At 71.2% G+C, this 25,016-nt stretch carries 25 protein-coding genes; 9 read left to right on the top strand and 16 right to left on the bottom strand.

Annotation, left to right across the window (positions count from 1 at the left end; translation table 11 throughout):
• Nucleotides 1-2: 2 nt before the first annotated feature.
• Entirely contained in the window at nt 3-1,544 is a 1,542-nt protein-coding gene (locus tag CLV46_RS11000; RefSeq protein WP_211282184.1) for a beta-N-acetylhexosaminidase, read from the top strand.
• Here the strand turns inward: CLV46_RS11000 and CLV46_RS10995 are convergent.
• The 7 genes from CLV46_RS10995 to CLV46_RS10965 form a co-directional block, all read right to left on the bottom strand.
• Complete coding sequence (locus CLV46_RS10995; protein WP_100364806.1) at nt 1,535-2,536, bottom strand: nitrilase family protein; 1,002 nt, start codon at nt 2,534-2,536, stop codon at nt 1,535-1,537. The genes CLV46_RS11000 and CLV46_RS10995 overlap by 10 nt on opposite strands.
• 61 nt (nt 2,537-2,597) lie before the next feature.
• The gene (locus CLV46_RS10990; RefSeq protein WP_245866748.1) at nt 2,598-3,881 is read right to left on the bottom strand and encodes a cytochrome P450; all 1,284 of its coding nucleotides are present in this window, start codon (nt 3,879-3,881) and stop codon (nt 2,598-2,600) included.
• Entirely contained in the window at nt 3,878-5,053 is a 1,176-nt protein-coding gene (locus CLV46_RS10985) for an alcohol dehydrogenase catalytic domain-containing protein (protein WP_100364805.1), read from the bottom strand. Before CLV46_RS10985 ends, CLV46_RS10990 begins: the two co-directional genes overlap by 4 nt.
• 114 nt (nt 5,054-5,167) lie before the next feature.
• A complete protein-coding gene (locus CLV46_RS10980) occupies nt 5,168-6,100 on the bottom strand; it encodes a carbohydrate ABC transporter permease (RefSeq protein WP_100364804.1) in 933 nt (310 codons plus the stop codon).
• Nucleotides 6,097-6,984, bottom strand: coding sequence for a carbohydrate ABC transporter permease (locus tag CLV46_RS10975; protein WP_245867063.1), 888 nt, complete (start codon nt 6,982-6,984; stop codon nt 6,097-6,099). Before CLV46_RS10975 ends, CLV46_RS10980 begins: the two co-directional genes overlap by 4 nt.
• Before the next feature lie 80 nt (nt 6,985-7,064).
• A complete protein-coding gene (locus CLV46_RS10970) occupies nt 7,065-8,411 on the bottom strand; it encodes an ABC transporter substrate-binding protein (RefSeq protein ID WP_100364802.1) in 1,347 nt (448 codons plus the stop codon).
• 116 nt (nt 8,412-8,527) lie between these two features.
• A complete protein-coding gene (locus tag CLV46_RS10965) occupies nt 8,528-8,971 on the bottom strand; it encodes a hypothetical protein (protein ID WP_100364801.1) in 444 nt (147 codons plus the stop codon).
• A gap of 122 nt (nt 8,972-9,093) precedes the next feature.
• On the opposite strand from CLV46_RS10965, the gene CLV46_RS10960 reads away from it, so the two are divergent.
• The gene (locus tag CLV46_RS10960; RefSeq protein WP_100364800.1) at nt 9,094-9,438 is read left to right on the top strand and encodes a DUF3140 domain-containing protein; all 345 of its coding nucleotides are present in this window, start codon (nt 9,094-9,096) and stop codon (nt 9,436-9,438) included.
• A gap of 6 nt (nt 9,439-9,444) precedes the next feature.
• Here the strand turns inward: CLV46_RS10960 and CLV46_RS10955 are convergent, their stop codons facing one another.
• Together CLV46_RS10955 and CLV46_RS10950 are read right to left on the bottom strand one after the other, a co-directional pair.
• Entirely contained in the window at nt 9,445-10,827 is a 1,383-nt protein-coding gene (locus tag CLV46_RS10955; RefSeq protein ID WP_100364799.1) for a maltokinase N-terminal cap-like domain-containing protein, read from the bottom strand.
• A 72-nt stretch (nt 10,828-10,899) separates the two neighbouring features.
• Nucleotides 10,900-11,790: an aminodeoxychorismate lyase gene (locus CLV46_RS10950; RefSeq protein WP_100364798.1), complete on the bottom strand. Its 891-nt coding sequence runs from the start codon at nt 11,788-11,790 to the stop codon at nt 10,900-10,902.
• 50 nt (nt 11,791-11,840) lie between these two features.
• On the opposite strand from CLV46_RS10950, the gene CLV46_RS10945 reads away from it, so the two are divergent.
• Entirely contained in the window at nt 11,841-13,331 is a 1,491-nt protein-coding gene (locus CLV46_RS10945) for a CYTH and CHAD domain-containing protein (RefSeq protein ID WP_100364797.1), read from the top strand.
• Between the two features lie 15 nt (nt 13,332-13,346).
• Here the strand turns inward: CLV46_RS10945 and CLV46_RS10940 are convergent, their stop codons facing one another.
• From CLV46_RS10940 to CLV46_RS10925, 4 genes are all read right to left on the bottom strand, one after another.
• The gene (locus CLV46_RS10940) at nt 13,347-13,643 is read right to left on the bottom strand and encodes a tryptophan synthase subunit alpha (protein ID WP_100364796.1); all 297 of its coding nucleotides are present in this window, start codon (nt 13,641-13,643) and stop codon (nt 13,347-13,349) included.
• A gap of 9 nt (nt 13,644-13,652) precedes the next feature.
• Nucleotides 13,653-14,438, bottom strand: a complete 786-nt coding sequence (mmuM, locus tag CLV46_RS10935; protein WP_281253589.1) for a homocysteine S-methyltransferase — start codon at nt 14,436-14,438, stop codon at nt 13,653-13,655.
• 108 nt (nt 14,439-14,546) lie between these two features.
• A complete protein-coding gene (locus CLV46_RS10930) occupies nt 14,547-15,026 on the bottom strand; it encodes a hypothetical protein (RefSeq protein WP_100364795.1) in 480 nt (159 codons plus the stop codon).
• A 282-nt stretch (nt 15,027-15,308) separates the two neighbouring features.
• Nucleotides 15,309-15,926 (bottom strand): LysR family transcriptional regulator substrate-binding protein, encoded by a 618-nt coding sequence (locus CLV46_RS10925; protein WP_157802302.1) that lies wholly within the window; start codon nt 15,924-15,926, stop codon nt 15,309-15,311.
• Between the two features lie 52 nt (nt 15,927-15,978).
• On the opposite strand from CLV46_RS10925, the gene CLV46_RS10920 reads away from it, so the two are divergent.
• Both CLV46_RS10920 and CLV46_RS10915 read left to right on the top strand, forming a co-directional pair.
• A complete protein-coding gene (locus CLV46_RS10920; protein WP_100364793.1) occupies nt 15,979-16,353 on the top strand; it encodes a DUF5997 family protein in 375 nt (124 codons plus the stop codon).
• Nucleotides 16,354-16,356: 3 nt separating this feature from the next.
• Entirely contained in the window at nt 16,357-17,196 is an 840-nt protein-coding gene (locus CLV46_RS10915; protein ID WP_100364792.1) for an EamA family transporter, read from the top strand.
• 30 nt (nt 17,197-17,226) lie between these two features.
• Here CLV46_RS10915 and CLV46_RS10910 read toward each other — a convergent pair whose 3' ends face one another.
• The 3 genes from CLV46_RS10910 to CLV46_RS10900 form a co-directional block, all read right to left on the bottom strand.
• Nucleotides 17,227-18,699, bottom strand: a complete 1,473-nt coding sequence (locus CLV46_RS10910; RefSeq protein ID WP_100364791.1) for an NCS2 family permease — start codon at nt 18,697-18,699, stop codon at nt 17,227-17,229.
• A 26-nt stretch (nt 18,700-18,725) separates the two neighbouring features.
• Nucleotides 18,726-20,006, bottom strand: a complete 1,281-nt coding sequence (locus CLV46_RS10905) for a uracil-xanthine permease family protein (protein WP_100364790.1) — start codon at nt 20,004-20,006, stop codon at nt 18,726-18,728.
• A 112-nt stretch (nt 20,007-20,118) separates the two neighbouring features.
• Entirely contained in the window at nt 20,119-20,715 is a 597-nt protein-coding gene (locus CLV46_RS10900) for a class I SAM-dependent methyltransferase (RefSeq protein ID WP_100364789.1), read from the bottom strand.
• Nucleotides 20,716-20,817: 102 nt separating this feature from the next.
• Between CLV46_RS10900 and CLV46_RS10895 the strand changes: the two genes are divergently transcribed.
• The 4 genes from CLV46_RS10895 (at nt 20,818) to CLV46_RS10880 (ending at nt 25,014) form a co-directional block, all read left to right on the top strand.
• Entirely contained in the window at nt 20,818-23,268 is a 2,451-nt protein-coding gene (locus CLV46_RS10895) for a DEAD/DEAH box helicase (RefSeq protein ID WP_100366021.1), read from the top strand.
• A 132-nt stretch (nt 23,269-23,400) separates the two neighbouring features.
• Nucleotides 23,401-23,961, top strand: a complete 561-nt coding sequence (locus tag CLV46_RS10890) for a histidine phosphatase family protein (protein ID WP_100364788.1) — start codon at nt 23,401-23,403, stop codon at nt 23,959-23,961.
• Nucleotides 23,962-24,019: 58 nt separating this feature from the next.
• Entirely contained in the window at nt 24,020-24,712 is a 693-nt protein-coding gene (locus CLV46_RS10885) for an AzlC family ABC transporter permease (protein ID WP_100366020.1), read from the top strand.
• Nucleotides 24,709-25,014 (top strand): AzlD domain-containing protein, encoded by a 306-nt coding sequence (locus CLV46_RS10880; protein WP_100364787.1) that lies wholly within the window; start codon nt 24,709-24,711, stop codon nt 25,012-25,014. The genes CLV46_RS10885 and CLV46_RS10880 overlap by 4 nt, the downstream gene beginning before the upstream one ends.
• The last annotated feature ends 2 nt before the right edge of the window (nt 25,015-25,016 follow it).

The raw sequence follows: 25,016 nt of genomic DNA, 5'->3' as shown, positions 1-25,016 counted from the left end.
AAATGGACGCGATGCTGCCTCCCGACGACCTCGCCCTCGTGCCGCGACCCCGCCTCGTGCGGCGCGGACACGGCACGTTCCTCCTCTCGAGCGAGGGGCAGGTACACGAACGGATCGACCCGGCGCTCCCGCCCGAGGCGTACGGGCTCGACATCGACGACGACGGAGTCCGGATCCGCGGTGGCGACGCGGCCGGCGTCTTCCTCGCCCGGCAGACGCTGCTGCAGCTGTATCCGGCCCATCGCATCCCGACCGATCGCACCCGCCTGATCGACCCGGCGACGGGATCCGAGCCGATCCGCGTGCCGCACGTGCACATCGAGGACGAACCCGAGTACCGGTGGCGCGGATTCATGCTCGATGTCGCCCGGCACTTCATGCCCGCGTCGTTCGTACTCCGGGTGATCGACCAGCTCGCCGCGCACAAGCTCAACGTGCTGCACCTGCACCTCACCGACGATCAGGGCTGGCGCCTCCCCGTCCCCGCCTACCCCCGGCTCACCGAGGTCGGCGGCCGGCGGCCCGAGTCGCTCGTGGGCTACGACGACGAACGCGACGACGTGGACTACGACGGCACCCCGCACGGCGGCGCCTACACGCGCGAAGAGCTCGAGCACATCGTCGCCTACGCCGCCCGACGGCACATCACCGTGGTGCCCGAGGTCGACCTGCCCGGTCACGTGCAGGCGGCCCTTGCGGCGTATCCGGAGCTCGGCAGCGGCGAACCCGCCGAGGTGCGCACGCGCTGGGGAGTGAGCACCCGCGTCCTCGACGTCGGACCGGCCACCCTCGACTTCGTGCGGGCCGTGCTCGATGAGGTGACGAGCATCTTCCCGGGCGCCTACATCCATGCCGGCGGCGACGAAGTGCCCAAGCGCGAGTGGCGCGCATCCCCGGTCGCCCAGCGCCGGATCGCCGAGCTCGGCCTCGCCGGCGAGGAGGCGCTGCAGGGGTGGTTCACCGCCCGGGTCGACGAGCTGCTGCGGGCGCACGGGCGCCGCCTGGTGGCGTGGGACGAGGTCGTGCAGGGCGGCGCCCCGCAGGACACCCTCGTGATGGCGTGGCGCGGTCGCGCCGAGGGGGTGCGCGCCGCCCGAGCCGGGCACGACGTCGTCATGTCGCCGCGCGACGAGGTGTACTTCGACCTGCCACAGTCGACGCACCCGGCGGAGCCGGTCGGATTCCCCGACCCGGTCGTGTCACTCGAGCGCGTGTTCGCGTTCGAACCGCACCCTGCCGAACTGGGTGAGGCGGCAGGGCGGATCGTCGGCGCCCAGGCGAACCTGTGGACCGAGTACGTGCCCACCACGGAGCATGCGGAGTACATGATGTTCCCCCGGTTGTGCGCGTTCGCCGAGACGGTGTGGCGCCGCCGCCTCGAACCGGGTCGGGAGCGCGACTTCGGGGAGTTCCACGCCCGCCTCGAGCGTCACCTCGACCGCCTGCACGCCGCGGGCGTGCGGTTCCGGCGCCTGGAGCACGGGGCGTCCGCCTGGGTCGGGGACCCGAATCCGCCGGAGCGCGCGCTCGCTCCTCAGCCCTGAGCCGGCTCGCCGAGAGGGCGCACCGGGTCGTCGGAGAACCGCGCGGCCCGGGGTTCGAGCTCGTCGCCGGTGCGCCGCGTGAGCGGTTCGTACAGCTCCGGTCGACGGCCGCGGATCCATCGCTGTCCCGTCGAGAGCGGCACGAGGTCGAGGTCGAGGTCGGCGATGACCGTGTCGTCGCGGGCGGCCCACGTCTCGGCGACGATCCGCCCGTAGGGGTCGAGGATCATCGAGTTGCCGGTGCGCACCTCGTCGTCGTCCCGCCCGACCCCGTTCGAGAACAACACGAAGATGCCGTTGTCGTGGGCGCGCGAGGGCAGCCAGCGCAACAGCCACTCCCGTCCGCTGTGTCCGCGGAACGCCGCCTCGATGGCCGCCGGATCGCTCTCGCGTGCCTCCCACAGCTCCATCGGGATGGGCCGCATCCCGTGCGGGCTGCGCGAGGAGGTGCCGCCGGTCTGATGCGGGGCGATCAGCACCGTTGCCCCGGCGAGCGCGGTGGCGCGCACGTTCTCGACGAGGTTGTTGTCCCAGCAGATGAGCACGCCCATCCGGATGCCCCATGGGGTGTCGAACACGGTGTAGCGGTCTCCGCTGGAGATCGACTCGTGCTCGAACGCGTGCAGCTTGCGGTGCACGTGCAGGGTGCCGTCGGGAAGCGCGACGGCGTAGGAGTTGTAGAGCCGGTCATCCGGGCCGTGCTCGAGGAACCCGACACCGATGCCCGCCTCGAGTCCGGTCGCGAGGGCGCGGACGGCGCGCAGGCTCGGCCCGTCGACCGGTTCCGCGAGCTCCCGCAGTCGCGCGGTCGACTGCTTCGTGAGATGCCAGTAGCCGAGCAGGCACATCTCGGGGAAGGCGACCAGGCGTGCGCCGTCGGCGACCGCCGCCCGGGCCATCCGCTCGACCGTCGCGAGGTTGACCTCCGGCGCGTCCGGCGTGGGCTCGAACTGCACGACGGCGGCGCGGAAGGTGTTCTCGGATGCGGCCACGATGCTCCTCCGGACGGGTGCTGGGTTCGATCCCACCCTATGGCCCGCGGGCACGCGACGGTCAGGTCGTGTGCGGGCCGACCGGCGCGGTGCCGCGCACCGCGGACGCGTCCTTGCGCCGCACGTGCGTGAGCACCATCCCGCTCTGCGGCTGCGCGGGCATGCGGCGCAGGCTGATGCGCAGGTCCTGCTCGGGCACCTCGTACTCCGTCTCGCGGGTGAGCAGACGCGCGAACTCGGCGATGAGCTCGATCGTCGGGTCCTCGCCCGGGCACCGATGACCGTCGTGCGGGTGGCCGCCGCCCTGCGGGACGAGCTCGTTGAGACCCGGGGCCCCGTGGTGGAAGCGCTCGGGGCGGAACCGGTCGGCGTCCGGCCAGACGCCGGGATGCCGGTCCGTGCCGAACAGGTCGAGCATGACCCAGTCGCCGGCCTCGAAGGAGTGGCCCGCGAACTCGGACGCGCGCGCCGCGCGTCCGCCGACGACGGGGAAGAAGGGGAAGAACCGCCGCACCTCCTGCGCGAAGGGGTAGACGAACGCGTCGTCGCCGGCGGCGAACCGGATGCGCCAGTTGGGATGACGATGAAGCGCCCACGCCACGAACACGAGGTACCGGCCGACGGCCACGGTGGGTCGCAGTACGTTGAGCAGTTCGACCGCCGCCACCTCGACGGGCAGCTCTTCGCCGCGCTCGTCGCGGTGGCGGGCGATCGCGGCCGCCGGAGTGTCGTCGTCGACCGGCAGGATGCCCTCACGCACGTCGCGGATGAGCTGCTGCGCCCACCGCTCGGTGCGACGCCGGAGCGCACGGGCGTACCAGTTCGCCGGTCCGAAGGTGCCGGCGCGCGCGACCATCTCGGCGAACTCGTGCGCCCGCGCACCGTCGTCGCCGGTCGGCACACCGACCCAGCGACACGCGGCGCGGGTGAGCGGCAGCGGGAGCTCGCGTTGCAGCACGACGCGGTCGCGCGTCGCCCACCCGTCGACGCAGCGCAACCACTCCTCGGCGAAGGCGTCACGCAGTCGCCGGACGCCCGCCTCGGTCATCAGGTCGAGGAACATCGCCTTGCGATGACCGTGCGCATGACCGACGAGGGTCTGCACGCTGCCCTCGTCCTGCAGGGTGTGCAGCACGGAGCGGGGGAGCGCGCGATCGCGCGTGAACCGTCCGCCCTCGTAGAAGAACCGCGCGGCGTCCGGTCCCCGCAGGAACGACACCGGTCGGCCCATGAGGCGGGTGGCGAACGCGTCGCCCTCGACCTGGTCGAACCGCCGCGACGCGAAACGGTAACCCTCGGTGAGGAACGCGATCGACTGATCGCCGGGGATGCGGGGGATGGTCACGGCTCGAGCACCACCTTGATGCAGCCGTCGCTCTTCTTCTGGAACGTCTCGTACAGCTCGGGCGCGCGGTCGAGCGGCACACGGTGGGTCGTGAGGTCCTCGACCCCGAGCGGATCGGCGGGATCCTCGACGAGCGGGAGCAGGTCGTCGATCCAGCGCTTCACGTTGCACTGGCCCATCTTCAGACCGATCTGCTTGTCGAACATCGTCTTCATCGGCAGCACGTCGGCTTCGCCGGCGTAGACGCCGCTCAGGGAGACCACGCCCCCGCGGCGCACCACGTCGATCGACGCGTACACGGCCGCGAGCCGGTCGAGGCCCATCTTGTCCATCGCCTTCTGCGCGATCGCGTCGGGCAGCAGACCGACCGCCTGCTGCGCGAGGGCGATGCCGGTGTTGCCGTGCGCCTCCATGCCGACCGCGTCGACGACCCCGTCGGCGCCGCGCCCGTCGGTCCGGTCGCGCAGCCGATCGACGATGTCGTCGGTGAGGTCGTACGTCTCGATGCCGTGCCGCTCCGCCATCGCCCGGCGCTCGGGCACCGGGTCGACCGCGAGCACCTCGTATCCGAGGTGGCGGCCGACTCGGCTCGCGAACTGCCCGACCGGTCCGAGTCCCATCACGACGAGGGACCCGCCGGGGCGCACGTCGGCGTACTTCACGCCCTGCCACGCGGTCGGGAGGATGTCGCTCAAGAAGAGATAGCGGTCATCCGGCAGTCCGGTGCCGACCTTGACCGTGTTGTAGTCGGCGAGGGGCACGCGGAGGAGTTCGGCCTGACCGCCGGGGACCTGTCCGTAGAGCTTCGTGTAGCCGAAGAGCGCGGCACCGTTCCCGTGCTCACGCACCTGCGTCGTCTCGCACTGCGACTGCAGCCCGTGCCGGCACATGAAGCACTCGCCGCACGCGATGTTGAAGGGCACGACGACGCGGTCGCCCACCTTCAGCCCGGTGATCGCCGATCCCACCTCGACCACGACGCCCATCGGTTCGTGACCGAGCACGTCGCCCTTGTCGATGAACGGGCCGAACAACTCGTAGAGGTGCAGATCCGATCCGCAGATCGCGGTCGACGTGATGCGCACGATCGCATCCGTCGGGAACTCGATGCGCGGGTCGGGCACCTCTTCGACGCTGACGGACCGTTTACCCTGCCATGTGAGTGCTCGCATCCTCCCGGTCTACGCGGGTCGCGCGGCGAGGTCGAGGGGGATCGGCGTTCGTGCAGACCCTGCCCAGCGCTCGCTCCGCAACTGCTCAGCGCACGGGAGGACTCGGTCGCCGGTTCAGCCCTTGACCGCCCCGTCGGTGAGACCACCGCGCCAGAACCGCTGCAGCACGATCATCGCGATCGCGAGCGGGATGATCGAGACGAGCACCCCTCCCGTGGTGAGCTGGTAGAACTCCGGCAACCGGTCGACCTGGGCCCGCCAGTTGTTGATGCCCAGGGTGATCGGATAGAGCTGATCGTCGGCGAGCATCACGAGCGGCAGGAAGTAGTTGTTCCAGATGCCCACGAGCTGGAACAGGAACACCGTCACGAGCGCGGGCATCATCGTGCGCAGGGCGATCGAGTGGAAGATCCGCAGCTCGCTCGCACCGTCGATGCGCCCGGATTCGAGCATCGACGAGTCGATCGACGCCTGCGCGTAGATGCGGCACAGGAACAACCCGAACGGCGACACGAGCGAGGGGATGAGCACGCTCCAGTAGGTGTTCGTGAGTCCCATCTGGCTGAACAGCAGGAACAGCGGAAGGGCCGTCGCCGTCGCCGGCACGAGCACCCCGCCGAGCACGAACCCGAACACCAGCTCGCGGCCGCGGAAGTCGTACTTCGCGAGCGCGTACCCGCCGGCGGCCGCGAAGTAGGTCGCGAGCACCCCGCCGATCCCCGAATACAGCAGGCTGTTGAGGAACCAGCGCACGAAGGCGCCGTCGTCGTAGGTGAAGACGAGCCGCAGGTTCTCGAACAGGTTGAAGGTCGACCCGAACCAGAATCCGCTCGTCGCGAAGAGGTCCTCGGTGGTCTTCGTCGCCGCGACGACGACCCAGTACACCGGCACGAGGAAGTACAGGGCGACGACCACGAGCACGGCCGTGACGATGATCGTCGAGCGGCGGCTCGCGGCGAGATGGCTGCGAGCCGGGCGTGCCGCCTCACGGGCCGAGCGGGGCCGCGCCGCCTCGGCGGTCACGGGGCGGGTGAGTGCGTCGGTCATCGCTTCGCCTTCCGGTTGCTGAGGGCCAGGAACACGTACGAGAGCACGAACGCCGCGAGGGCGATCAGCACCGCTTGCGCCGAGGCGACGCCGTAGTCGTTGAACGCGAACGCGTTCGTGTACGCGCTGAGGTTGGGGGTGTACTCCGAGTCGATCGCCGGCGCGACGTTCTGCAGCAGTTGCGGTTCGACGAACAACTGCAGGGTGCCGATGATCGAGAACACGGTCGTCAGCACGAGCGCCGGGCGGATGAGCGGCAGCTGCACCGTCCACGCCAGTCGCCAGGCGTTGGCGCCGTCGACGCGGGCGGCCTCGTACACCTCCCGGGGGATGGACTTCAGCTGCGCCACCACGATGAGCATGTTGTAGCCGGTGTACGTCCAGGTCACGATGTTCGCGATCGACCACAGCACCGTGTCGGGACCGAGGAAGTCGAGTCGGATCCCGAGCGCGCCGGCGACGTCGATGAACGGGCTCAGCCCGGGCACGTAGAGGAACGACCAGAGGATCGTCGCGATCACCCCAGGCACGCCGTACGGCATGAAGTACGCGGCGCGGAAGAACTGCGGCCACTTGGCGCTCGCCGACTCGAGCAGCAGTGCGAGCACCGTGCACAGCACGATCATCACGGGCACCTGCACGATGCCGAACAACAGCATCCGCCCGATCGAGGCGACGAAGCCGTCGTTGGCGAGCGCGAGGGCGTAGTTGTCGAATCCGGCGAACCGGCTCGTGACGCCCTCCTCGCCGAACAGACCCTCCCGGTCGATCGCGGTGAAGCTCTGGCCGATGGCGACGAGGATCGGCAGCAGGAAGGTGAGCACGAAGAGCAGCAGGAACGGGGCGAGGAGGATCCACGGCGCCCGGTTCTGCGCCCGCCGCATGGTGCGCGGCCGGGCGGGGGAGGAGGAGTCCGCGGCAGTGGGGCGCTGTCCGGTGCGAGCGACCGGAGTCGGTGCGACGGTCATGCGGCGCTCCTCACGGTGAGTCCCTTGTTGCGGAAGGCGTCGACCACGGCGGACTGCGTGCGCTCGAGCGCGTCGACGAGGGTGAGACCGCCGGTGAGCTTGCGACGGAAGTTGTCCTGCAGCGTGTTGAGCGCGTACTGGGTGAGTGGTGACCACGTCCAGTCGAGGTTCTGCTCCTTCGCGGCCGGCACGAAGACCTCCTCGTTGTAGTTCTGGCCGCTGAACCACTCGCTCGGCTGCTGTCGCGCCTCGCCGATGTAGTCGGAGGCGGGCGACCAGCCGATGCCGCAGTACTTGATCATCGCGTCGATGCCCTCGGGGTCGGTGGTCATCCACACGCAGAAGTCCATGGCCTCTTTCGGATGCCGCGAGTTGGCGAGCACCGCGGCCGTCGACCCGCCCAGGTACGTCGACCCGTAGCCGCCCGAGGGCCACGTCTGCATCGGCGCGACGCGCCACCTGCCCTCACCGCCGCTGACGCCCTGGATGAGCGCGTCTGCCCACGAGGCTCCGGTGACGGCGGCGATGCGACCGTCGCCCGCGGCGGCGAACCAGCCGGGGCTGTAGGCGCCGAACCCCGTCTCGACGAGGTCCTCGTCGATCGCGCGGTCGAAGAACTCCGCCGTCGCGATGCTCGCGTCGTCGGTCATGTTGACGATCCACTCGTCGCCGTCGATCTCGAACCATCGCGCGCCCGCCTGGGTCGCGTACGCCGTGAACGGCGAAGCGTCGGAGACGGGGAAGCACTCGAGGTAGTTCCCCGGTCCGGTCTCGCGGATGGCGGCCGCGACCTCGAGCCACTCGTCCCACGTCGCCGGTGGCGCGGCACCGACCGCATCCAGCAGTTCCGGCTGGTAGTAGAACGCCATCGGGCCGCTGTCCTGCGGAATGCCGTAGATGCCCTCGCCGAACTTGACCTGACTCCAGATGCCCTCGTCGTAGCGGTCCGCGTACTCCTCGGCTCCGTACCGGCCGAGATCGACGAGACCGTTGGCGAGCAGGAACTCGGGGATCTGCCGCATCTCGACCTGCCCGATGTCGGGGCCACCGCCCGCGGCGAGGGCGGCGTACATCTTCTGGTAGCCGCCCGCGTTGCCGCCCTGGATCCAGATGGCGTCGACCTGCACATCCGGATTCTTGGCGTTCCAGATGTCGCAGACCTTCTGCAGGTCTTTCAGCCACGCCCAGTAGGTGAGCCGGACCTTCTCACCCGCGGCCGCCGGCGCGATGGCCGGTTCCGCGTTCACGAGCCTGCTGCCGGGAGTCGAGCACCCGGCGAGCACCGCCGCCGCGGACGCCCCCACGCCCAGACTCAGCAATTGCCGTCTCGAAATCGACTTCATCGCCCCACCACTTCATCGTCGTTGACTCCGTGCCCCTTACGGGGGTCGATCGACAGACTACGGCGCGGGTAAGCGTTCGCCAAAAAGTGTCCACAGGCCGCTCGAGGCGGGAGCGCTCAGAACTGCCGGATCATCATGGCTGCCGCATCCGGCAGCATCGAGGTGGCGTACCAGGTGCCCGCGCTCACGATGAGTACGTCGGCGAGCAGCACGAGGATCGTGAAACCGCGCCGCGGAACCGGCTGCGCAGGCCACGCCAGCCCGGCGACGAGCGTCATGGCGCAGAAGACACCGAGCACGACCTCGCCGACGATGAGGGCGAACATCACCTGGTCGTGCGCTCGGGTGTCGTGCACCGAGTAGCTCGCGAGCAGCGACACCGACACGATCACCGCCGCGGCGGCGCAGACGAGCATGCCGACCCCGAGCACGCCCTGCAGGACGGCCGGCCAACCGGGGTGCGAGCGACGACGGATGCTGGAGTCCCAGATGACGAGCACAGGGAGGATCGCACCGACCGCGAGCGGCGCGTAGCCGAGCAGTACTCGTGTGGGTTCCATGTGATGAGAGTCGGGGTAGTCGGATCGGTCGGGCATGGTCACTCTGCCATCGCTGGCTGCGCGTTCCGTGGGACTCACCTCGACGTATGGCGGGCGACCGCTCCCGGGGCGAGCATGGCTGCATGACTGCGAACGTGGACGGCCTCGACGACGTGTGGACCGACTGGAACGAGGCCGTCAACATGACGGCTCACGAGCTCGAGGAGTGGCTCGAGACGGAGGAGTCCCGCTCCGTCGGCGACAAGAGCGACGGCGGCGAGTCGACGGGACACAAGTCCGGCCGACGCATCGTCGAGATCCTCGGCAAGAAGAAATCCGACCTCGATGCCGACGACGTCGAATGGATGCGCAAGGTCGTCGGGTACGTGCACCGTCACCGGGCGCAGGGGCCGGCCGACGACGTCGAGCACTCCCGCTGGCGCTACTCGCTCATGAACTGGGGCAACGACCCGCTCAAGAACGCCTGAGCGCGCTCACGCCGACGTGTCGGCCATGCCGCGCGAGGCCAGTCGTGCGACCGCCGCGAGGGGGATGGGCAGCCAATCCGGGCGGTTGCGCGCTTCGTAGACCGCTTCGTAGACGGCCTTGTCGATCTCGAACGCATCGAGCAGCGCCCGGTGCGCCCGCAGGTCGTGGCCGGAGGCGGCGATGTAGCCGTCGAGGAACGCCCGGCGCGCGTCGGACGCCCAGCCCGCCGCCGAGGTGCCGGGACGGGTGAGTGCCGTGGATCCGGCGACGTAGTCGAACGAGCGCAGCATGCCGGCGACGTCGCGCAACGGCGAGTCGAGCTGATCCCGCTCGTGCATCGGACGCAGCGGTTCGCCCTCGAAGTCGAGCAGCACCCATCCGCGACCCGGCACGGCGAGCACCTGCCCGAGGTGGTAGTCGCCGTGGATGCGCTGCAGGCGCGGCCACGGGGACTGCTGGGCGGTGTCGTACACGGCCTCGATCGCGGCGCGGTGCTCGGCGATCTGCGGAACCTCGTGGATCGCGATCGCGAGACGCTGATGCCACGTGCTCACGGCGGCGACGGTGTCGCCGAGGCTCGGCTCGCGCGTCGCCATCACCTCGGCGAGGGTGCGGTGGACGTTCGCGGTGGCCTGGCCGAGCGCCTCCGCCCGGGCGGCGAAGTCGACGCCGTCCTGGGCGGCGCGCAACGCGACCTTCCACGCGTCCTCGACGCCCGGAAGGAACTCCTGCGCGAACGCGAGATGTCCGAGAGCACGCCCGCCGGGGCGGCCCTCGTCGTCCCACTCGCCGGTCACCGATCCGATGCAGGCGGGCACGTGCGGTGAGCCCGCCGCCGAGAGGGCGGTCTGCAACACGACGTCGGGATTCTCCCCGTGGTGCAGGGCGCGGAAGACCTTGCAGATGATCGGGCGCGACACCGTGCCGTCGTTGACGTCGATCACGATCGACGTGTTCGACTGCTCCCCGCTGAGCACCTTCGACTCGATGTGCGGGGCGTCGGCCAGGAGGGAGGCGTCGGTGAGGTGCCCGCGCGCCGACGCGCGGTCCTCCCCGATCGACGCGCCGCCGGTGAGCAGGCGCAGCAGAGCCCGCGCGTACGCGGGATCGTGCGGGCCGTCGAACAGGTACGCGTCGTCACCGACGCGACCGATGAGGTGGTGTCCCCATCCCTTCGGGATGGTCGGGCGCTCGGTCACCGGCACCTGGTAGAGCGTGGGTGTCGCGCCCCCGTCGTCCATCACGAGGAGGGTGCGGATGCGCACGCCCGGCTCGTCGCTCGGGAGCTCCCACGAGCCGATGCTGCGCAACTGAGGGAGCCTGCCCTTCCCGCCGTACCAGCGCTGCCGCCGGAACCAGTCGGTGAGGCACTCCGTCGTCGCATTCATGCGGGAACGGTAGCGGCGCGTGCTGGAGAAGAGGTGCGAGCCTGAGAGCGTGCTGAGCGCGCCGGTGCGGGATCAGTCGACTCGCGTGCGCAAGTAGTCGTTCATCGCCGCCGTGAACTCCGCGTCCACGCGCATCGGTCGACCCTCGTACTCGCGCACCGGTGCCGCGTGCCGCACGCTCGAGACGAGCCAGATGTCGTCGGCCTCCGCGAGTTCGGCGGGGGTGAGCAATTCGTACCCGGTCGACATCCCGCGCTCCTCGGCGAAGGTGAAGAGCGACCCCTGGGTCGTGCCCTCGAGGATGCCGAGGCCCGTGCCGGGGGTGAACAGCGCGCCACCGCGCCGATAGACCACCGTCGAGGTCGGCCCTTCGAGCACGTAGCCGTCGCTCGAGACGAAGATCACATCGTCGGCGCCGCGCCGGGCCGCCTCGCGCAGCACGGCCCGGTTGACCGCGTAGGAGAGCGTCTTCGCTCCCGCGAGCAGCCACGGGGAGGTGCGCTCGACATCGTGCCGGTAGCCGCGGTCGAGCACGACGACCCGCACCCCCTCGGTGCGCACGCGGGAGTGGTCGCCGACGATCCAGCCGTACACCCACCCGGTGGGCCGCCCATCGCCCTCGACGCCGCGGCTCAGCACCGTCTTGATCGCCGCCTCCGGAGCCGGATCGAGTGTCGCCACGACCGACAGGATCGCCTCACGCCAGGCGTCGACGTCGGGGGCGGGCAGGTCGAGTGTGGCGGCCGAGCGCGCGAAGCGACGCAGGTGCGGCTCGAGCGCCTGCGGGCGGCCGTCGCCGACGCTGATGGTCTCGAAGACGCCGTCGCCGCGCGTGGCGGCGAGGTCGAGGGCGCTGAGCTGCGGGCTCGTCGGGTCGACGAGCGCGAAGGGCTCGATCGCGCCGTCGTGCGCCGGGGCGTCGAGGGAGGGACGGGAGAGGATGGCCAGCGCGGTTCGCGTCATGAGTACATTCTGCCCAGCCGGCACGCACCACGACGCGGTAGACAGGTTCCATGGCCGTCTCCCGCTCGCTCGAATCGGAACGCAAGTACGACGTGGATGACCGCATCGCGGTTCCGCCCCTGGCCCGGTTCGGCGAGGTGCATCCGGAGGAGACCGTCATCCTGCGGGCGGTCTACTTCGACACGGAACGTCGGGATCTCGCCCGCCGACTGATCACGCTGCGACGCCGTGCCGGGGGAGGGGACGAGGGCTGGCACATCAAGCTGCCCGCTCGGCTCGGGCGCGTCGAACTGCACGCTCCGCTCGCGGACGAGCCCCCCGCCGAACTGCTGACGCACGTCGCCGGCGTGCTGCGGGGTCGTCCGCTGCGTGAGGTGGCCCGGTTGAGCACGAGCCGCACGGTGACGCGCGTGCACGGCGACGACGGCGAACCGCTCTTCGAGGTGGCCGACGACCTCGTCTCGGCGACCGACGTCGGCACGGGCATCCTGCGCATCTGGCGGGAGTGGGAGGTGGAGCTGCTCTCCGGCGCGCCCGAAGGGGGCAAGAAGCGTGCCGCGCTGCTCGACGCGGTGCAGCGCGAACTCGAGACCGCCGGTGCCGAACCCGCCTCGAGCGCGTCCAAGCTCGCGCGGGCCCTCGGTCGATCGAGCCTGACCGATCTGCCTCCCGTCGCGGCGGCGGGGCGGGACTCGAGCGCCCTCGAGATCGCGCGCGCCCTCATCGCGGCGCAGCTCGACGCCCTCGTCGCGGCGGACCCGGGCGCCCGCACCGACGAGACGGACGGGGTGCATGCCCTCCGCACCGCGATCCGGCGTGTCCGCGCGGTGCTCGCCGCCCTCCGGGGAGTGCTCGACGCGTCGGCCGTCGATCCCGTGCGCGACGCGCTCGGCGAGGTCGGCCGAGCCCTCGGCCGTGCCCGGGACGCCGAAGTGCGCCGGGCCCGCCTGACCGCACTGCTGGGAGCGGAGGCGGAGGCCGTCGGCGACGAGCTCGCCGAACTCGGGCCGGCGCTCATCGGCGAAGCGCTCGACGAGTACCGCACCGCCTACGAGGCGGTGACCGAGGTGCTCGACTCCCCGCGGTGGTTCGACGCCCTCGACGCGCTCGATGATCTCGTCGCGCGCCCGCCGCTCGGCGAGAACGCCCTCGAGCCCGGTCGGCCGCTCGTGCGTGAACAGCTGTTGCGCGCGGCCCGTCGCGCCGAGAAGCGGTGGAAGAAGGCCGACGACGACGCGTCCCGCCACGCCGCCCGTAAGGCGGCTCGTCGAACCCGTTACCTCGCCGAGGCGCTCACCTCCGACGCGGCCCCGCTGTTCGGGGGCAAGGTCCGTGCGCTCGGCGAGGCAGCCGAGGCGCTGCAGGATGCGCTGGGCGAGCACCGGGACGCGTCGGCGCTCGCCGCGCGGCTCGGCACGTCCGATGCGCCCGGGCACCTGCGGGCGCTCGCCGACAGCGAGAACGACGCCGCTCGCGCGGCGTTGCGTGAAGCGAAGCGGGCGGCGAAGCGGTTCCGCGAGGCGGGCGCCGCGCTCGACTGAGCGGCGGCGGGCTCGTCAGGCGGCGAGCCGCCCGATGAGCGACCAGACCGTGCGTGTCAGTGGTGGATGATCCAGCGCGATCTGCCGCAGCACGCGGTACTCGCGCGTCGGGTTCGGCATCGCGCCGCCGTTCGCGGTGATCGCGTCGGCGCGCAGGATGTAGACGACGAGCTCGTCGATCGTGGGCAGCTCCGACATGAACTCCCAGGGGTCCTCGCCGTGGCGGCAGCGTTCGAGGATCACGGTCTGGAGCTCGTCGCGCGCTTCCGCGCGCAGCACCTCGAGACTCGCTCGCCGCATCCCCGACACCATGATTCGAGCCTAATCGCACGCTCCGACGATCGACTCGATCTCGGCCGGCCCGACACGACAGCAGCCGCCCACGAGGGCGGCGCCCGCGGCGATCCATTCCGCGACGAGCACGGGCGGGAAGCCGGCCCTGCCGGTCCAGGTGCGCGCCCCGGCGTCCCACTGCTCGCCGCTGTTCGGGTACACGACGACGGGTTTCGAGGTCACCGACCGCGCCGCGCCGATCGCCCCGGCCACCTCGACCGGATCGGTGCAGTTCACGCCGACCGCGACCACTTCGGGCACGGCCGCGGCGATCCGGAAGGCCTCGGCGAGGCTCTCGCCCGACCGCAACGTGCCGCGCGCGGCGGTCACCGAGATCCAGGCCGGCCTGCCGCGTCCCATGAGCTCCGTAGCGATCGCGCCGACCTCGTCGAGACTCGGGATGGTCTCGACCGCGAGCACATCGGCATCCGTCTCGCACAGCACGTCGAGGCGACGCGCGTGCCACGAGCGCAGGTGGCCGACGTCGACGCCGTAGTCGCCGCGGTACTCCGAGCCGTCGGCGAGCATGGCGCCGTACGGTCCCACCGAGGCGGCCACCCAGCGCTCCACACCGTCGGCGGAGACCGCCTCGTCGCGGGCGGCGGCGCACAGCTCGACGCTCCGCCGCAGCAGGTGCCGCGCCCGGTCGCCGCTCGCATCGAAGCTCACCTGGTACGACGCGCTGATGCCGACCCGGGCCCCCGCGGCGAAATAGCTGCGGTGAGCGTCGAGGATGGCGTCGGGGTCGTCATCGAGCAGTCGCGCAGACCACAGCGACGACTAGAGGTCGTGGCCGTTCGCCTCGAGCAGGGTGCCGAGGCCGCCGTCGAGCACGATCGGACCGCGCTCGAGCGCGGAGGCGAGCGGGGTCATGCGGCGAGCCTACGACGCGCGCTGGATCCGTTTCGAGCGCACCGTGATGCCGGTTCGACGTCCGTTCGAGTCCCAGGCGACGCGCGAGGTCCCGTCGGGGGTGCCGAGCGCGAGCTCGACCTCCCGCAGCGACGCCGCGGGACGACCGTCGACGAGCAGCTCGCCATCGGTCGCCGTGCCGACGCTGCGCGGGGCGCCGCGCATCCAATCCTCGACCGCCCGCATGGTCTCGGCACCGATCGCCGTGGAACCGTCGGCGGAGCGCAGCGAACGGCGGGCTCGGGCGGGCCGTTCGAGCAGGGTCGAGCAGTAGTAGCTCGGCAGCACCCGTCCGTCGGTCGCGCGGAACTGCACGATCGCGTGCACGTCGCCATCGCCGAGCGGACCGGTCACGAAGCCGACCTCCGCCACCCACTCGCGATCGTCGTCGACGAAGCGCAACTGGAGCGGCTCGACGCCGGGTCCGAAGCAGTCGAAGCCGTTGATCATGTCGTGTGTCCCCTGACTCGGTACCTGGTGCAGTGGCCGGGGCTCACCGTCCCCTCACGATAGAAGCCGAGGCACCTGGTGCGCGCGCCCCCGTTCGCGTGACGTGCCCCGCTTGTCCTCCTTTTCGCCGACAACCGGACTGGGGGCAGCGCGCCCCCGCGTCGGCGCGTAGCGTCATCAGTGAACTAGCCGGGGGGCTAGGGAGCGACGGTGGCCGATCGGTTCGAGTCGTGCTCGAGGCGCGGGGGCGCAGCGGGACGACGACAATCGCCGACCCGGAGGTCACCGTCGCTCGGGTCTTCCGCCGCGTGTCGGGCGTCGACGGGGACCGTCGCCGGCCGGGGGACGGCGGATCGGATCGCTTCCGCGCGAGCTGTTCGCCGTGCGTCCGCGCACGATGCCGATGAACTCGTCGGCATGGGGCGACGGATGCTCGCTGGGCCACGCGAGTCCGATGCGCGTCGGCGTGCCGCCGATGAGCGGCCGGGCGAGCACATCGCGGCGCGACAGCGCCCGCGCGACCTGCTGCGGCATGACGGCGACGCCGACTCCCGCAGCCACGAGCTCCATGACGGCCGCGTCGCGGCCCTCGAGCACGGGTTCACCCAGGCCCGCGAGATCCTCCGGTGACAGCTCGTCGACGGCGGCGACGGCGGAGTCGCGCGACGCGACGACGACCGGTGGCTCGTCCCAGAGCGGGATCACGTGCCGCCCCTCCTTCTCGATCGGCAGCCGCACGAGCGCCATGTGCGCCGACCCGTCCTCGAGCGCCTGCACGGCCTCCGCCTCGCTCACCGCACGCAGCTCGAGGGTGACCCCGCGCATCCGGTCGTTCCAGACGCGGGCCCACTTCGAGGGCGAGACGCCGGGGACGAAGGCGACGACGAGACGATCCGGCATGCGCCCAGGGTAGCCAGCCCGTGGGCGGCCGCGCCGCCGATACCCTGGGGGCATGGCACGCAACGAGCAGCTCATGAAACCGGCCACGGCGGCGAAGAAGCTCGGGGTGTACCTTCCGGCGACCCCGGAGGAGTTCCGCGAGGGCGACATCTCGCGCAGCGAGTTCGACCGCCTGCAGTCGGAACCGCCGGAGTGGCTCGCCGAGCTGCGACGCACCGGACCGCACCCGCGTCCCGTCGTGGCGGCGAAGCTCGGGGTCTCCGTGTCGGGACTGGCCCGCGCCGGCATCGACGAGGCCCTCACGACGCAGCAGATCACCGAACTGCTCCAGCAGATGCCCGAGTGGCTCGTGACCGAGCGCGCGACCCAGGCCGCGGTGCGCGCCGAGAACGCGCGACTCAAAGAGCAGCGCCGCGCCCGCGACTGACGCATGCTGCCCATCCTGCTCGCCCTCGCGGGCAGCGTCGCCTACGGCGCGGCAGACTTCTTCGGCGGACTGTCGTCTCGGCGGAGCTCGGCGCTGCGGGTGGTGGCGATCTCCGCGCCGGCGAGCCTCGCGCCGGTGCTCCTCGTCGCGCCGTTCGTCGGCGGCCGTTGGTCGATCGAGGCGGTGCTGTGGGGCGCCGGATCCGGGATCGCCGCCGTGCTCGTCTTCGCGCTGCTCTACGCGGCGCTCGCCCGCGGGCCGATGAGCGTGCTCTCACCGATCACCGCCGTCGTGTCCGCCGTCATCCCGGTGGCGATCGCGTTCGGGTCGGGGGAGCGGCTCTCTCCGCTCGGCGTGCTCGGGGTCGTCGTGGCCGTCGCCGCGATCCCGCTGGTCGCCGGAGGCCCGGCCGAGCACCGGCCGAGCATCCGCGCGCTGCTGCTCGGACTGGGTGCCGGTGTCGCCGTCGCCCTCCAGCTCGTCTTCCTCGACGCTTCCCCGGACGACTCGGGCCTCGTGCCCCTGCTCGTCGGGCGCGGTGTGGCCGCCGCGGTCGTGCTCATCGCGGTCGGGATGCGTCGCGCCTCGCTGCGGGGGAGCGAGGCGCCGTCGCTCGCCCTCGCCGTGTCGGCGGGTGTGCTCGACTCGCTCGCGAACCTGCTGTTCCTGCTCAGCGCCCGAGCCGGTCTGCTGACCATCGCGGCGGTGATCGTCGCGCTCTACCCGGCGATGACCATCGCACTGGCGCGCGGCGTGCTGAAGGAGCGGCTGCGTCCCCTGCAGATCGCCGGTCTCGTGCTCGCCGGAGCCGCCGTCGCGCTCCTCGCGCTCACCGACGCCTGAGCCGGCCGCGGCCGATCCGCGGACGGGCGGTCACGCCCCGAGCAGCTGCTCGATGGGCCCGCGCACGAAGAAGAGCACGAACCCGGCGGCGACGACCCACAGCAGCGGCGAGATCTCGCGCGCCTTGCCGCTCAGCGAGCGCACGAGCACCCAGCTCAGGAAGCCCACGCCGATGCCGTTCGCGATCGAGTAGGTGAGCGGCATCACGATGATCGTGAGGAACACCGGGAGCGACGAGGAGAAGTCGCTCCAGTCGATGTCGCGGATCTGAGCGACCATGAGCGTGCCGACCACGACGAGCGCGGCGGCCGCGACCTCGAGCGGCACCACCTGCGTCAGCGGGGTGAGGAACATCGCGGCGAGGAACAGCACGCCGGTCACGACCGACGCGAGACCGGTGCGGGCGCCCTCGCCGATCCCCGCGGCGGAGTCGACGAAGACCGTGTTCGATGAGGTGCTCGTGGCGCCACCGGCGATCGCGCCGACACCTTCGACGATCAGCGCGGACTTCAGGCGCGGGAAGTCGCCCTTCGGGTCCGCCAGGTCGGCGCCCTTCGCGAGGCCCGTCATGGTGCCCATCGCGTCGAAGAAGTTGAGGAAGAACAGGGTGAACACGAACATGACCGCCGCGAGCGGTCCGATGCGCTCGAACGCGCCGAGATTGAACTGGCCGACGAGCGAGAAGTCGGGCAGTGCGAGGAACGCCGACGGCAGCGCCGGCACGTTGAGGCTCCATCCGCCGGGGTTGTCGACGGACGACCCGAGTCGCAGGATCGCCTCGACGATCACGGCGACGATCGTCGTGCCGATGATGCCGATGAGCAGCGCGCCCTTCACCTTGCGCGCCATCAGCACGCCCATCACGACGAGACCGAGCACGAAGATCGCGGTCGGCACGGTGGCGATCGACCCGGCCTGACCCAGCTGCACGGGCGGGGAGTTGGCGCCGCTCGAACGCACGAATCCGGAGTCGACGAGCCCGATGAAGGCGATGAAGAGGCCGATGCCGACGGTGATCGCGGTCTTCAGCTGGGCGGGAACCGCGGCGAAGATCATCGTGCGCAGGCCGGTGGCGGCGAGGATGACGATGAGCACGCCGTTGATGACGACGAGCCCCATCGCCTCGGGCCAGGTGACGTCGCCGACCACGTTGACCGCGAGGAACGAGTTCATCCCGAGACCGGCGGCGAGCGCGAACGGCAGGCGCGCGATGACTCCGAACGCGATCGTCATGACGCCGGCGGTGAGGCCCGTCGCCGCGGCGACCTGCGCGTTCGGCAGGTAGCCGTCGGTCACATCCAGCGCCGCCTGATCCGGTGCGAAGCCGCCGATGATGAGCGGATTGAGGATGACGATGTACGCCATCGCGAAGAACGTGACCAGTCCGCCCCGCACCTCGCGCGGGATCGTGGATCCGCGCTCGCGGATGTGGAAGTAGCGGTCGAGTCGGCCGGCGAAGCCCTTGTCGGCCGGCGCGGAGGGCTGGGTCGAGGTGTCCGTCACGCTCCGAGCGTACCGATCCGCGCAGGTCAGCTGAGCCGCTCGCGGTCGGTGCCGCGGAGCCGCGCGATCGTGTTCATCAGGTGGTAGACGACGATCGCCGCGACGGTGCCGAGGATGATGCCGGTGAAGGTCAGTTCACCGGCGTTGATCGTGAAGTCGGCGATGCCCATGATGAGCGCGATGCCGGCGGTGAGCTGGTTCTTCGGCTTGCTGAAGTCCACGCGGTTCTCGACCCAGATGCGCACACCGATGATGCCGATGAGCCCGTACAGGGCGGTCGTCACGCCGCCGAGCACTCCGGCGGGGATGGTGTTGATGACGGCGCCGATCTTCGGCGAGAGGCCGAGCAGGATCGCGACGATCCCGGCGACCCAGTAGGCCGCGGTCGAGAAGACGCGGGTGGCGGCCATGACGCCGATGTTCTCGCCGTAGGTCGTCGTCGGGGATCCGCCGCCGATGCCCGAGAGCACCGTCGCGAGGCCGTCGGCGAAGAGCGCACGCCCGGTCAGCGGGTCGAGGTTGCGCCCGGTGAGCTGTCCGACGCCCTTGATGTGGCCCACGTTCTCGGCGACGAGCGCGAGCACGACCGGCAGGAACATCAGGTAGGTGCCGAGGAAGCGCCCGTCGAAAGCGGGTCCGGTGAACTCGGGCAGCCCGACCCACGGCGCGTCGCCGATCGCGGAGAAGTCGACCTCGCCCGCGATCACCGAGGCGATGTAGCCGACCACGACGCCGAGCACGATCGAGAGCCGGCCGAGGAAGCCGCGGAACACGACCGCCGCGAGCACGATCGCGAGCAGCGTGATCGCGGCGATGAGCGGCGACTGCGCGAAGTTGTCGCGCGCAGCCGGCGCGAGATTGAACCCGATGAGCGCGACGATCGCGCCGCTCACGACGGGCGGCATGAGTGCGTCGACCCAGCGCGTGCCCGTGAGGTGCACGATCACGCCGACGAGGGCGAGCAGCGCGCCGACGATGATGACTCCGCCGAGCGCGACCCCGCGGCCGTCCGCCGCGGTGGCCGCGCCGATCGGGGCGAGGAACGCGAACGACGAGCCGAGGTAGCTGGGCAGCCGGTTGCCGGTGATGATCAGGAAGAGCAGCGTGCCGATGCCCGAGAACAGCAGCGTCGTCGAGGGCGGGAATCCGGTGATGAGCGGCACGAGGAAGGTTGCGCCGAACATCGCGACGACGTGCTGACCGCCGAACCCGATGGTGCGCGCCCAGCTGAGCCGCTCCTCGGGGAGCACGATCGCATCCGAACGCACGTCCTTGCCGTCGCCGTGCAGTTTCCAGGGCAGCGCCATGGTCGTCCTCTCCCGAGTGTGAAGTGCCTGAGCGAGAGTAGCGGTCCGGCGGCAACCGGCGCTCGCGGCGCGGGCACGGCGGACTGAGCGCCGTCGGGATGTCGACGTCGCGTCAGCCGCCGGGGCTCACCACGAGGTAGCGGTCATCGTCGATGGAGCGACCCCAGTACCCCGGATCGGTGAGGCGCGTGAGCGACGCCGATCGGCCCGCGTCCTCCACGAGCCGAACGGTCTGTTCGGCGGACAGACCCACCCCGTTCGACCAGTGACCCTCGATCAACAGCAGGCGGCCGGTCGGGGTGAGCAGCCGGAGCCATCGGTCCAGCGCCACGGCCGGATCCGGCATCGCCCACAGCACGTGGCGGCTGAGGACCACGTCGTAGCCCTCCTCCGCGAGTGGCGGGTCGAAGGCGTCGGCCAGGAGGAAGCGGACGCCGCGGATGCCGTCCGCTTTCCGCCGGGCCGACTCGATCATCCGCGGTGAGAAGTCCAGTCCGTCGACGCGGAACCCGGCCTCGGCCAGCAGGACCGACAGGGTGCCCGTTCCGCATCCGAGGTCGGCGATCGTGGCCGGCGGCTCAGGGAGACGCTCGAGGAGCAGCCGACGCCACGCGTGCCGCACGGCCGGGTCGCTCAGACCGTGGTCCGCGGCCTCATCGAAGGCGTCGGCTTCCGCGTCCCACGACACGATCGGATCCTCGGCAGCCATGGGACGACACTAGGAGAGGCTGCCGACGCGGCGCCCGAGCCCGCCCCGTCGAACGCTCGTCACCGCGGCTGCGAGGATCAGGGGGTGAGCCTGCTCGAGACGATGCCGACCGACGACGACCCGGATGCGGCGTACGCGGCGTTCGTCGAGTGGGCGGAGGGTCGCGGACTGACCCTCTACCCGGCGCAGGACGAAGCGGTGGTCGAACTCGTGACCGGCGCGAACGTGATCCTCGCGACGCCGACCGGAAGCGGCAAGTCGCTCGTCGCGGTCGCCGCGCACGCGAGTTGCGTCGCCCGCGGCGGTCGCACCTGGTACACCGCGCCGATCAAGGCCCTCGTGAGCGAGAAGTTCTTCGCCCTCGTCGAGGTGTTCGGGGCGGCGAACGTCGGCATGATCACCGGCGACAGCTCCGTCAACGCCGACGCGCCCATCATCTGCTGCACCGCCGAGATCCTCGCCAACCTGGCGCTGCGGCGCGGCCCCGACGCGGGCGTCGACCAGGTCGTGATGGACGAGTTCCACTACTACGCCGACCCCGACCGCGGCTGGGCGTGGCAGGTGCCGCTGCTGATGCTGCCGAACGCGCAGTTCCTGCTCATGTCGGCGACTCTGGGCGACGTGACCGGCATCGCCGACGACCTCTCGCGGCGCACCGGGCGACCCACGGCACGCGTGACGAGCGTCGACCGTCCGGTGCCGCTGCACCACTACTACGCGATGACGCCCGTGCACGAGACGGTCGAGGAGCTGCTGCACGGAGGGCAGGCGCCGGTGTACGTCGTGCACTTCTCGCAAGCGGCGGCGATGGAACGCGCTCAGGCCCTCATGAGCATCCGGATCATCGAGCGCGCGCAACGCGACGAGATCGCCGAGCAGATCGGCGGCTTCCGCTTCACCACCGGGTTCGGCCGGTCGCTCAGCCGCCTGGTGCGTTCGGGCATCGGCGTGCACCACGCGGGGATGCTGCCGAAGTACCGGCGACTGGTGGAACAGCTCGCGCAGCGCGGACTGCTGCGCGTGATCTGCGGCACCGACACGCTCGGTGTCGGCATCAACGTGCCGATCCGCACGGTGTTGCTGACGGCGCTCACCAAGTACGACGGGCAGCGGATGCGGCAGCTGACCGCGCGCGAATTCCACCAGATCGCGGGGCGGGCCGGGCGCGCCGGGTTCGACACGGCCGGCACCGTCATGGTGCAGGCGCCCGAGCACGAGGTCGAGAACGCGCGCGCGATCGAGAAGGCCGGCGACGACCCGAAGAAGCGGCGCAAGATCATCCGCAAGAAGGCGCCCGAGGGGTTCGTCTCGTGGGGGGAGCCGAGCTTCCGCAAGCTCGTGGAGGCGGAACCGGAGCCGCTCACGAGCAGCATGCAGCTCACCGCCGCGATGCTCATCAACGTCATCGCCCGCGGCGGCGACGTGCTCGGCAACGTGCGTGCGCTCGTGTTCGACAACCACGAGCCTCGACCGCGCAAGTACGCGCTCGCACGCCGGGCGATCGCCATCTACCGCACCCTCGTCGCCGCGGGCGTGGTCGAGGTGGTCGACAGGTCCATCCGGCTGACCGTCGACCTGCCGCCGCACTTCGCCCTCAACCAGCCGCTCTCGCCCTTCGCGCTCGCCGCCCTCGAACTGCTCGACCGCGACGCGCCGGACTACGCGCTCGACGTCGTGAGCGTCATCGAGGCGACCCTCGACGACCCCCGTCCGGTGCTCTCGCAGCAGGAGTTCCGCGCCCGCGGCGAGGCGGTCGCCGCGATGAAGGCCGAGGGCATCGAGTACGAGGAGCGCATGGCGCTGCTCGAGGACATCACCCATCCGCGGCCCCTCGCCGAGCTGCTCGAGCAGGCGTTCGAGACCTTCGCCACGAGCCAGCCGTGGGTGCGCGACTTCGCCCTCAAGCCGAAGTCGGTCGTGCGGGACATGTTCGAACGGGCGATGACGTTCGGCGAGTTCGTCTCGGCCTACCAGCTCGGCCGCAGCGAGGGGCTCGTGCTGCGTTACCTCGGCGACGCGTACCGCGCGTTGTCGCAGACGGTTCCGGATGAGGCGCGCACCGAAGAACTGCTCGACCTCATCGAGTGGCTCGGCGAACTCGTGCGGCAGGTGGACTCGAGCCTCGTCGACGAGTGGGAGGCGCTCGTCAACCCGGCCGCCGACCCCGACGCGCCGGTCGTGCCGCCCGCGCCGCCGAGTGTCGTCTCGAACCCGCGGGCGTTCCTCGTGCTCGTGCGCAACGAGCTGTTCCGACGCGTGCAGCTCGCGGCGCTGCAGCGCGACGACGAGCTCTCGGCCCTCGACCCCGACGTCGACTGGCCCGCGGCGCTCGACGGGTACTACGCCGACCACGATTCGCTCGGCACCGGTCCGGCGGCGCGATCCGCGTCGATGCTGCTCATCGACCGCAAACCGGGGGAGTGGGCCGTGCGGCAGATCCTCGACGACCCGGCCGGAGATCACGACTGGGGCATCGACGCGACGGTCGATCTCGCGGCGAGCGACGAGGAGGGTGTCGCGGTCGTCCGCGTGACGGCGGTGCGGCGGCTCTGAGCCGAGGTGTCGGCCGGCGCGCCGCGATGCGCGCCCGTTGTGGCCGTCGGAGTCCTTCGCGCCGCTGGAATTCTCCGACGCGCGCCGAATGACCACGGCGGTGCGTACTTCAGGCGGCGCTAGCGTCAGGGGATGGTCTGCTTCTTCGTGACGCACCCCGAGGTCGTCATCGACCCTGCCGTCCCGGTCGAGCGGTGGGGACTGTCGGATGCCGGTCGGGCCCGGGCCGGACATCTGCCGGAGGTGCTGCACGGCCGGGTCGACACGATCATCAGCAGCGCGGAGCGGAAGGCCACCGAGACCGCGGCGATCCTCGCCGACTCGCTCGGACTGACCGCATCCGTCGACCCGGCGCTCGGTGAGATGGACCGGAGCGCGACCGGGTATCTGCCGCCGGAGGAGTTCGAGCCGACCGTCGACGCCTTCTTCGCGCATCCGGAGCTCTCGGTGCGGGGGTGGGAACGCGCCCTCGACGCCCAGCGCCGCATCGAAGGCGCCGTGCGCGCTCACGCGCGAGCCGGCGACGACGACCGTGTGGCCTTCGTCGCGCACGGTGGCGTCGGCGCCCTGCTGCTGGCGAGCCTCACGTCGGCGCCGATCAGCCGGAGCCTCGACCAACCCGGGCTCGGCAGCTGCTTCAGGTTCGACGCCCGCGCCTGGCGCGCTCTCGGCAGCTGGCGACGGATCGAGTAGGGCGGTCGGTCGGTGACGTCACCGATGCGCGTCGGGGGTCGCCCGTAGGTTGGTGGGCATGCCGTCGGACGCCTCCACCCCGCTGAGCGGGTGGCGAGCCGGGTTCCGCGTCGGCATCGGACTCGCCATCGGAGCGTTCGCGCTGGCGGTGAGCTTCGGCGCGTTCGCGGTGACGAACGGCTGGCCCGCCTGGCTGGCCATCGTCATGTCGGCGGTGACCTTCTCGGGGTCGGCGCAGTTCGCTCTCGTCACCGCGGCGAGCGGAGGCGGCCTCGTCGCCGGGATCGGCGCGGCGGCGCTGATCAATGCGCGGTTCATCCCGATGGCGGCGGCCTCCGCCCGGTGGCTGCACGGCGGACCGGTGCGTCGAGCCTTCGAGGGTCAAGCAGTCGTCGACGGTTCATGGGTGGCGGCGCAGAACGGCGACGGGAGCCTCGATCGCCGGAAGATGTTCGGCGCGACGCTCGTGCAGTGGCCGGCCTGGACGCTCGGCACCGCGATCGGCGCGCTGTTCGCGCCGTCCACCGCCTTCATGCGCGATTTCGGGCTCGACGTGATCTTCCCGGCGTTCTTCCTCGTGCTGCTTCTCGACGCGCTGCGTGCTCGGCCCCGGTTCGTCCCGATCGCGCTCGCGGCGGCCGGGATCGGGGCGGTCGCCGCGTTCGTGCTGCCGAGCGGGGTTGCGCTGCTCCTCTGCGCGCTCTCCGCAGTGCTGGCCGCGGTGCGCACAGCAAAGGGGTCCGAGCGATGACCGGAATGGTGCTGGCGGTCGTCGCGCTCGCCCTGATCAACTTCGTCTACAAGGGCGTGGGTCCCGCAGTGCTCGGCGACCGCCGGTTCGCGCCACGCGTGCAGGCGATGATCGACGCTCTTCCCGTGGCGCTGCTGGCCGGGCTCCTGGTCGTCAACCTCCTCGGCGAGCGTTGGCAGAACGCGGACGTCACGGTCGTGCCCGGACTCGCCGCAGCCGGTGTGGCGTGGTGGGCCCGGATGCCCCAGCTCGGCTGCGTCGCCATCGCCGTCGTGGTCACCATCGCGGTGCGCCTGCTCTGAGA

The sequence above is a fragment of the Diaminobutyricimonas aerilata genome (genome assembly GCF_002797715.1).
Classification (GTDB): domain Bacteria; phylum Actinomycetota; class Actinomycetes; order Actinomycetales; family Microbacteriaceae; genus Diaminobutyricimonas; species Diaminobutyricimonas aerilata.
This window is presented reverse-complemented; position numbering and strand designations above follow the sequence as displayed.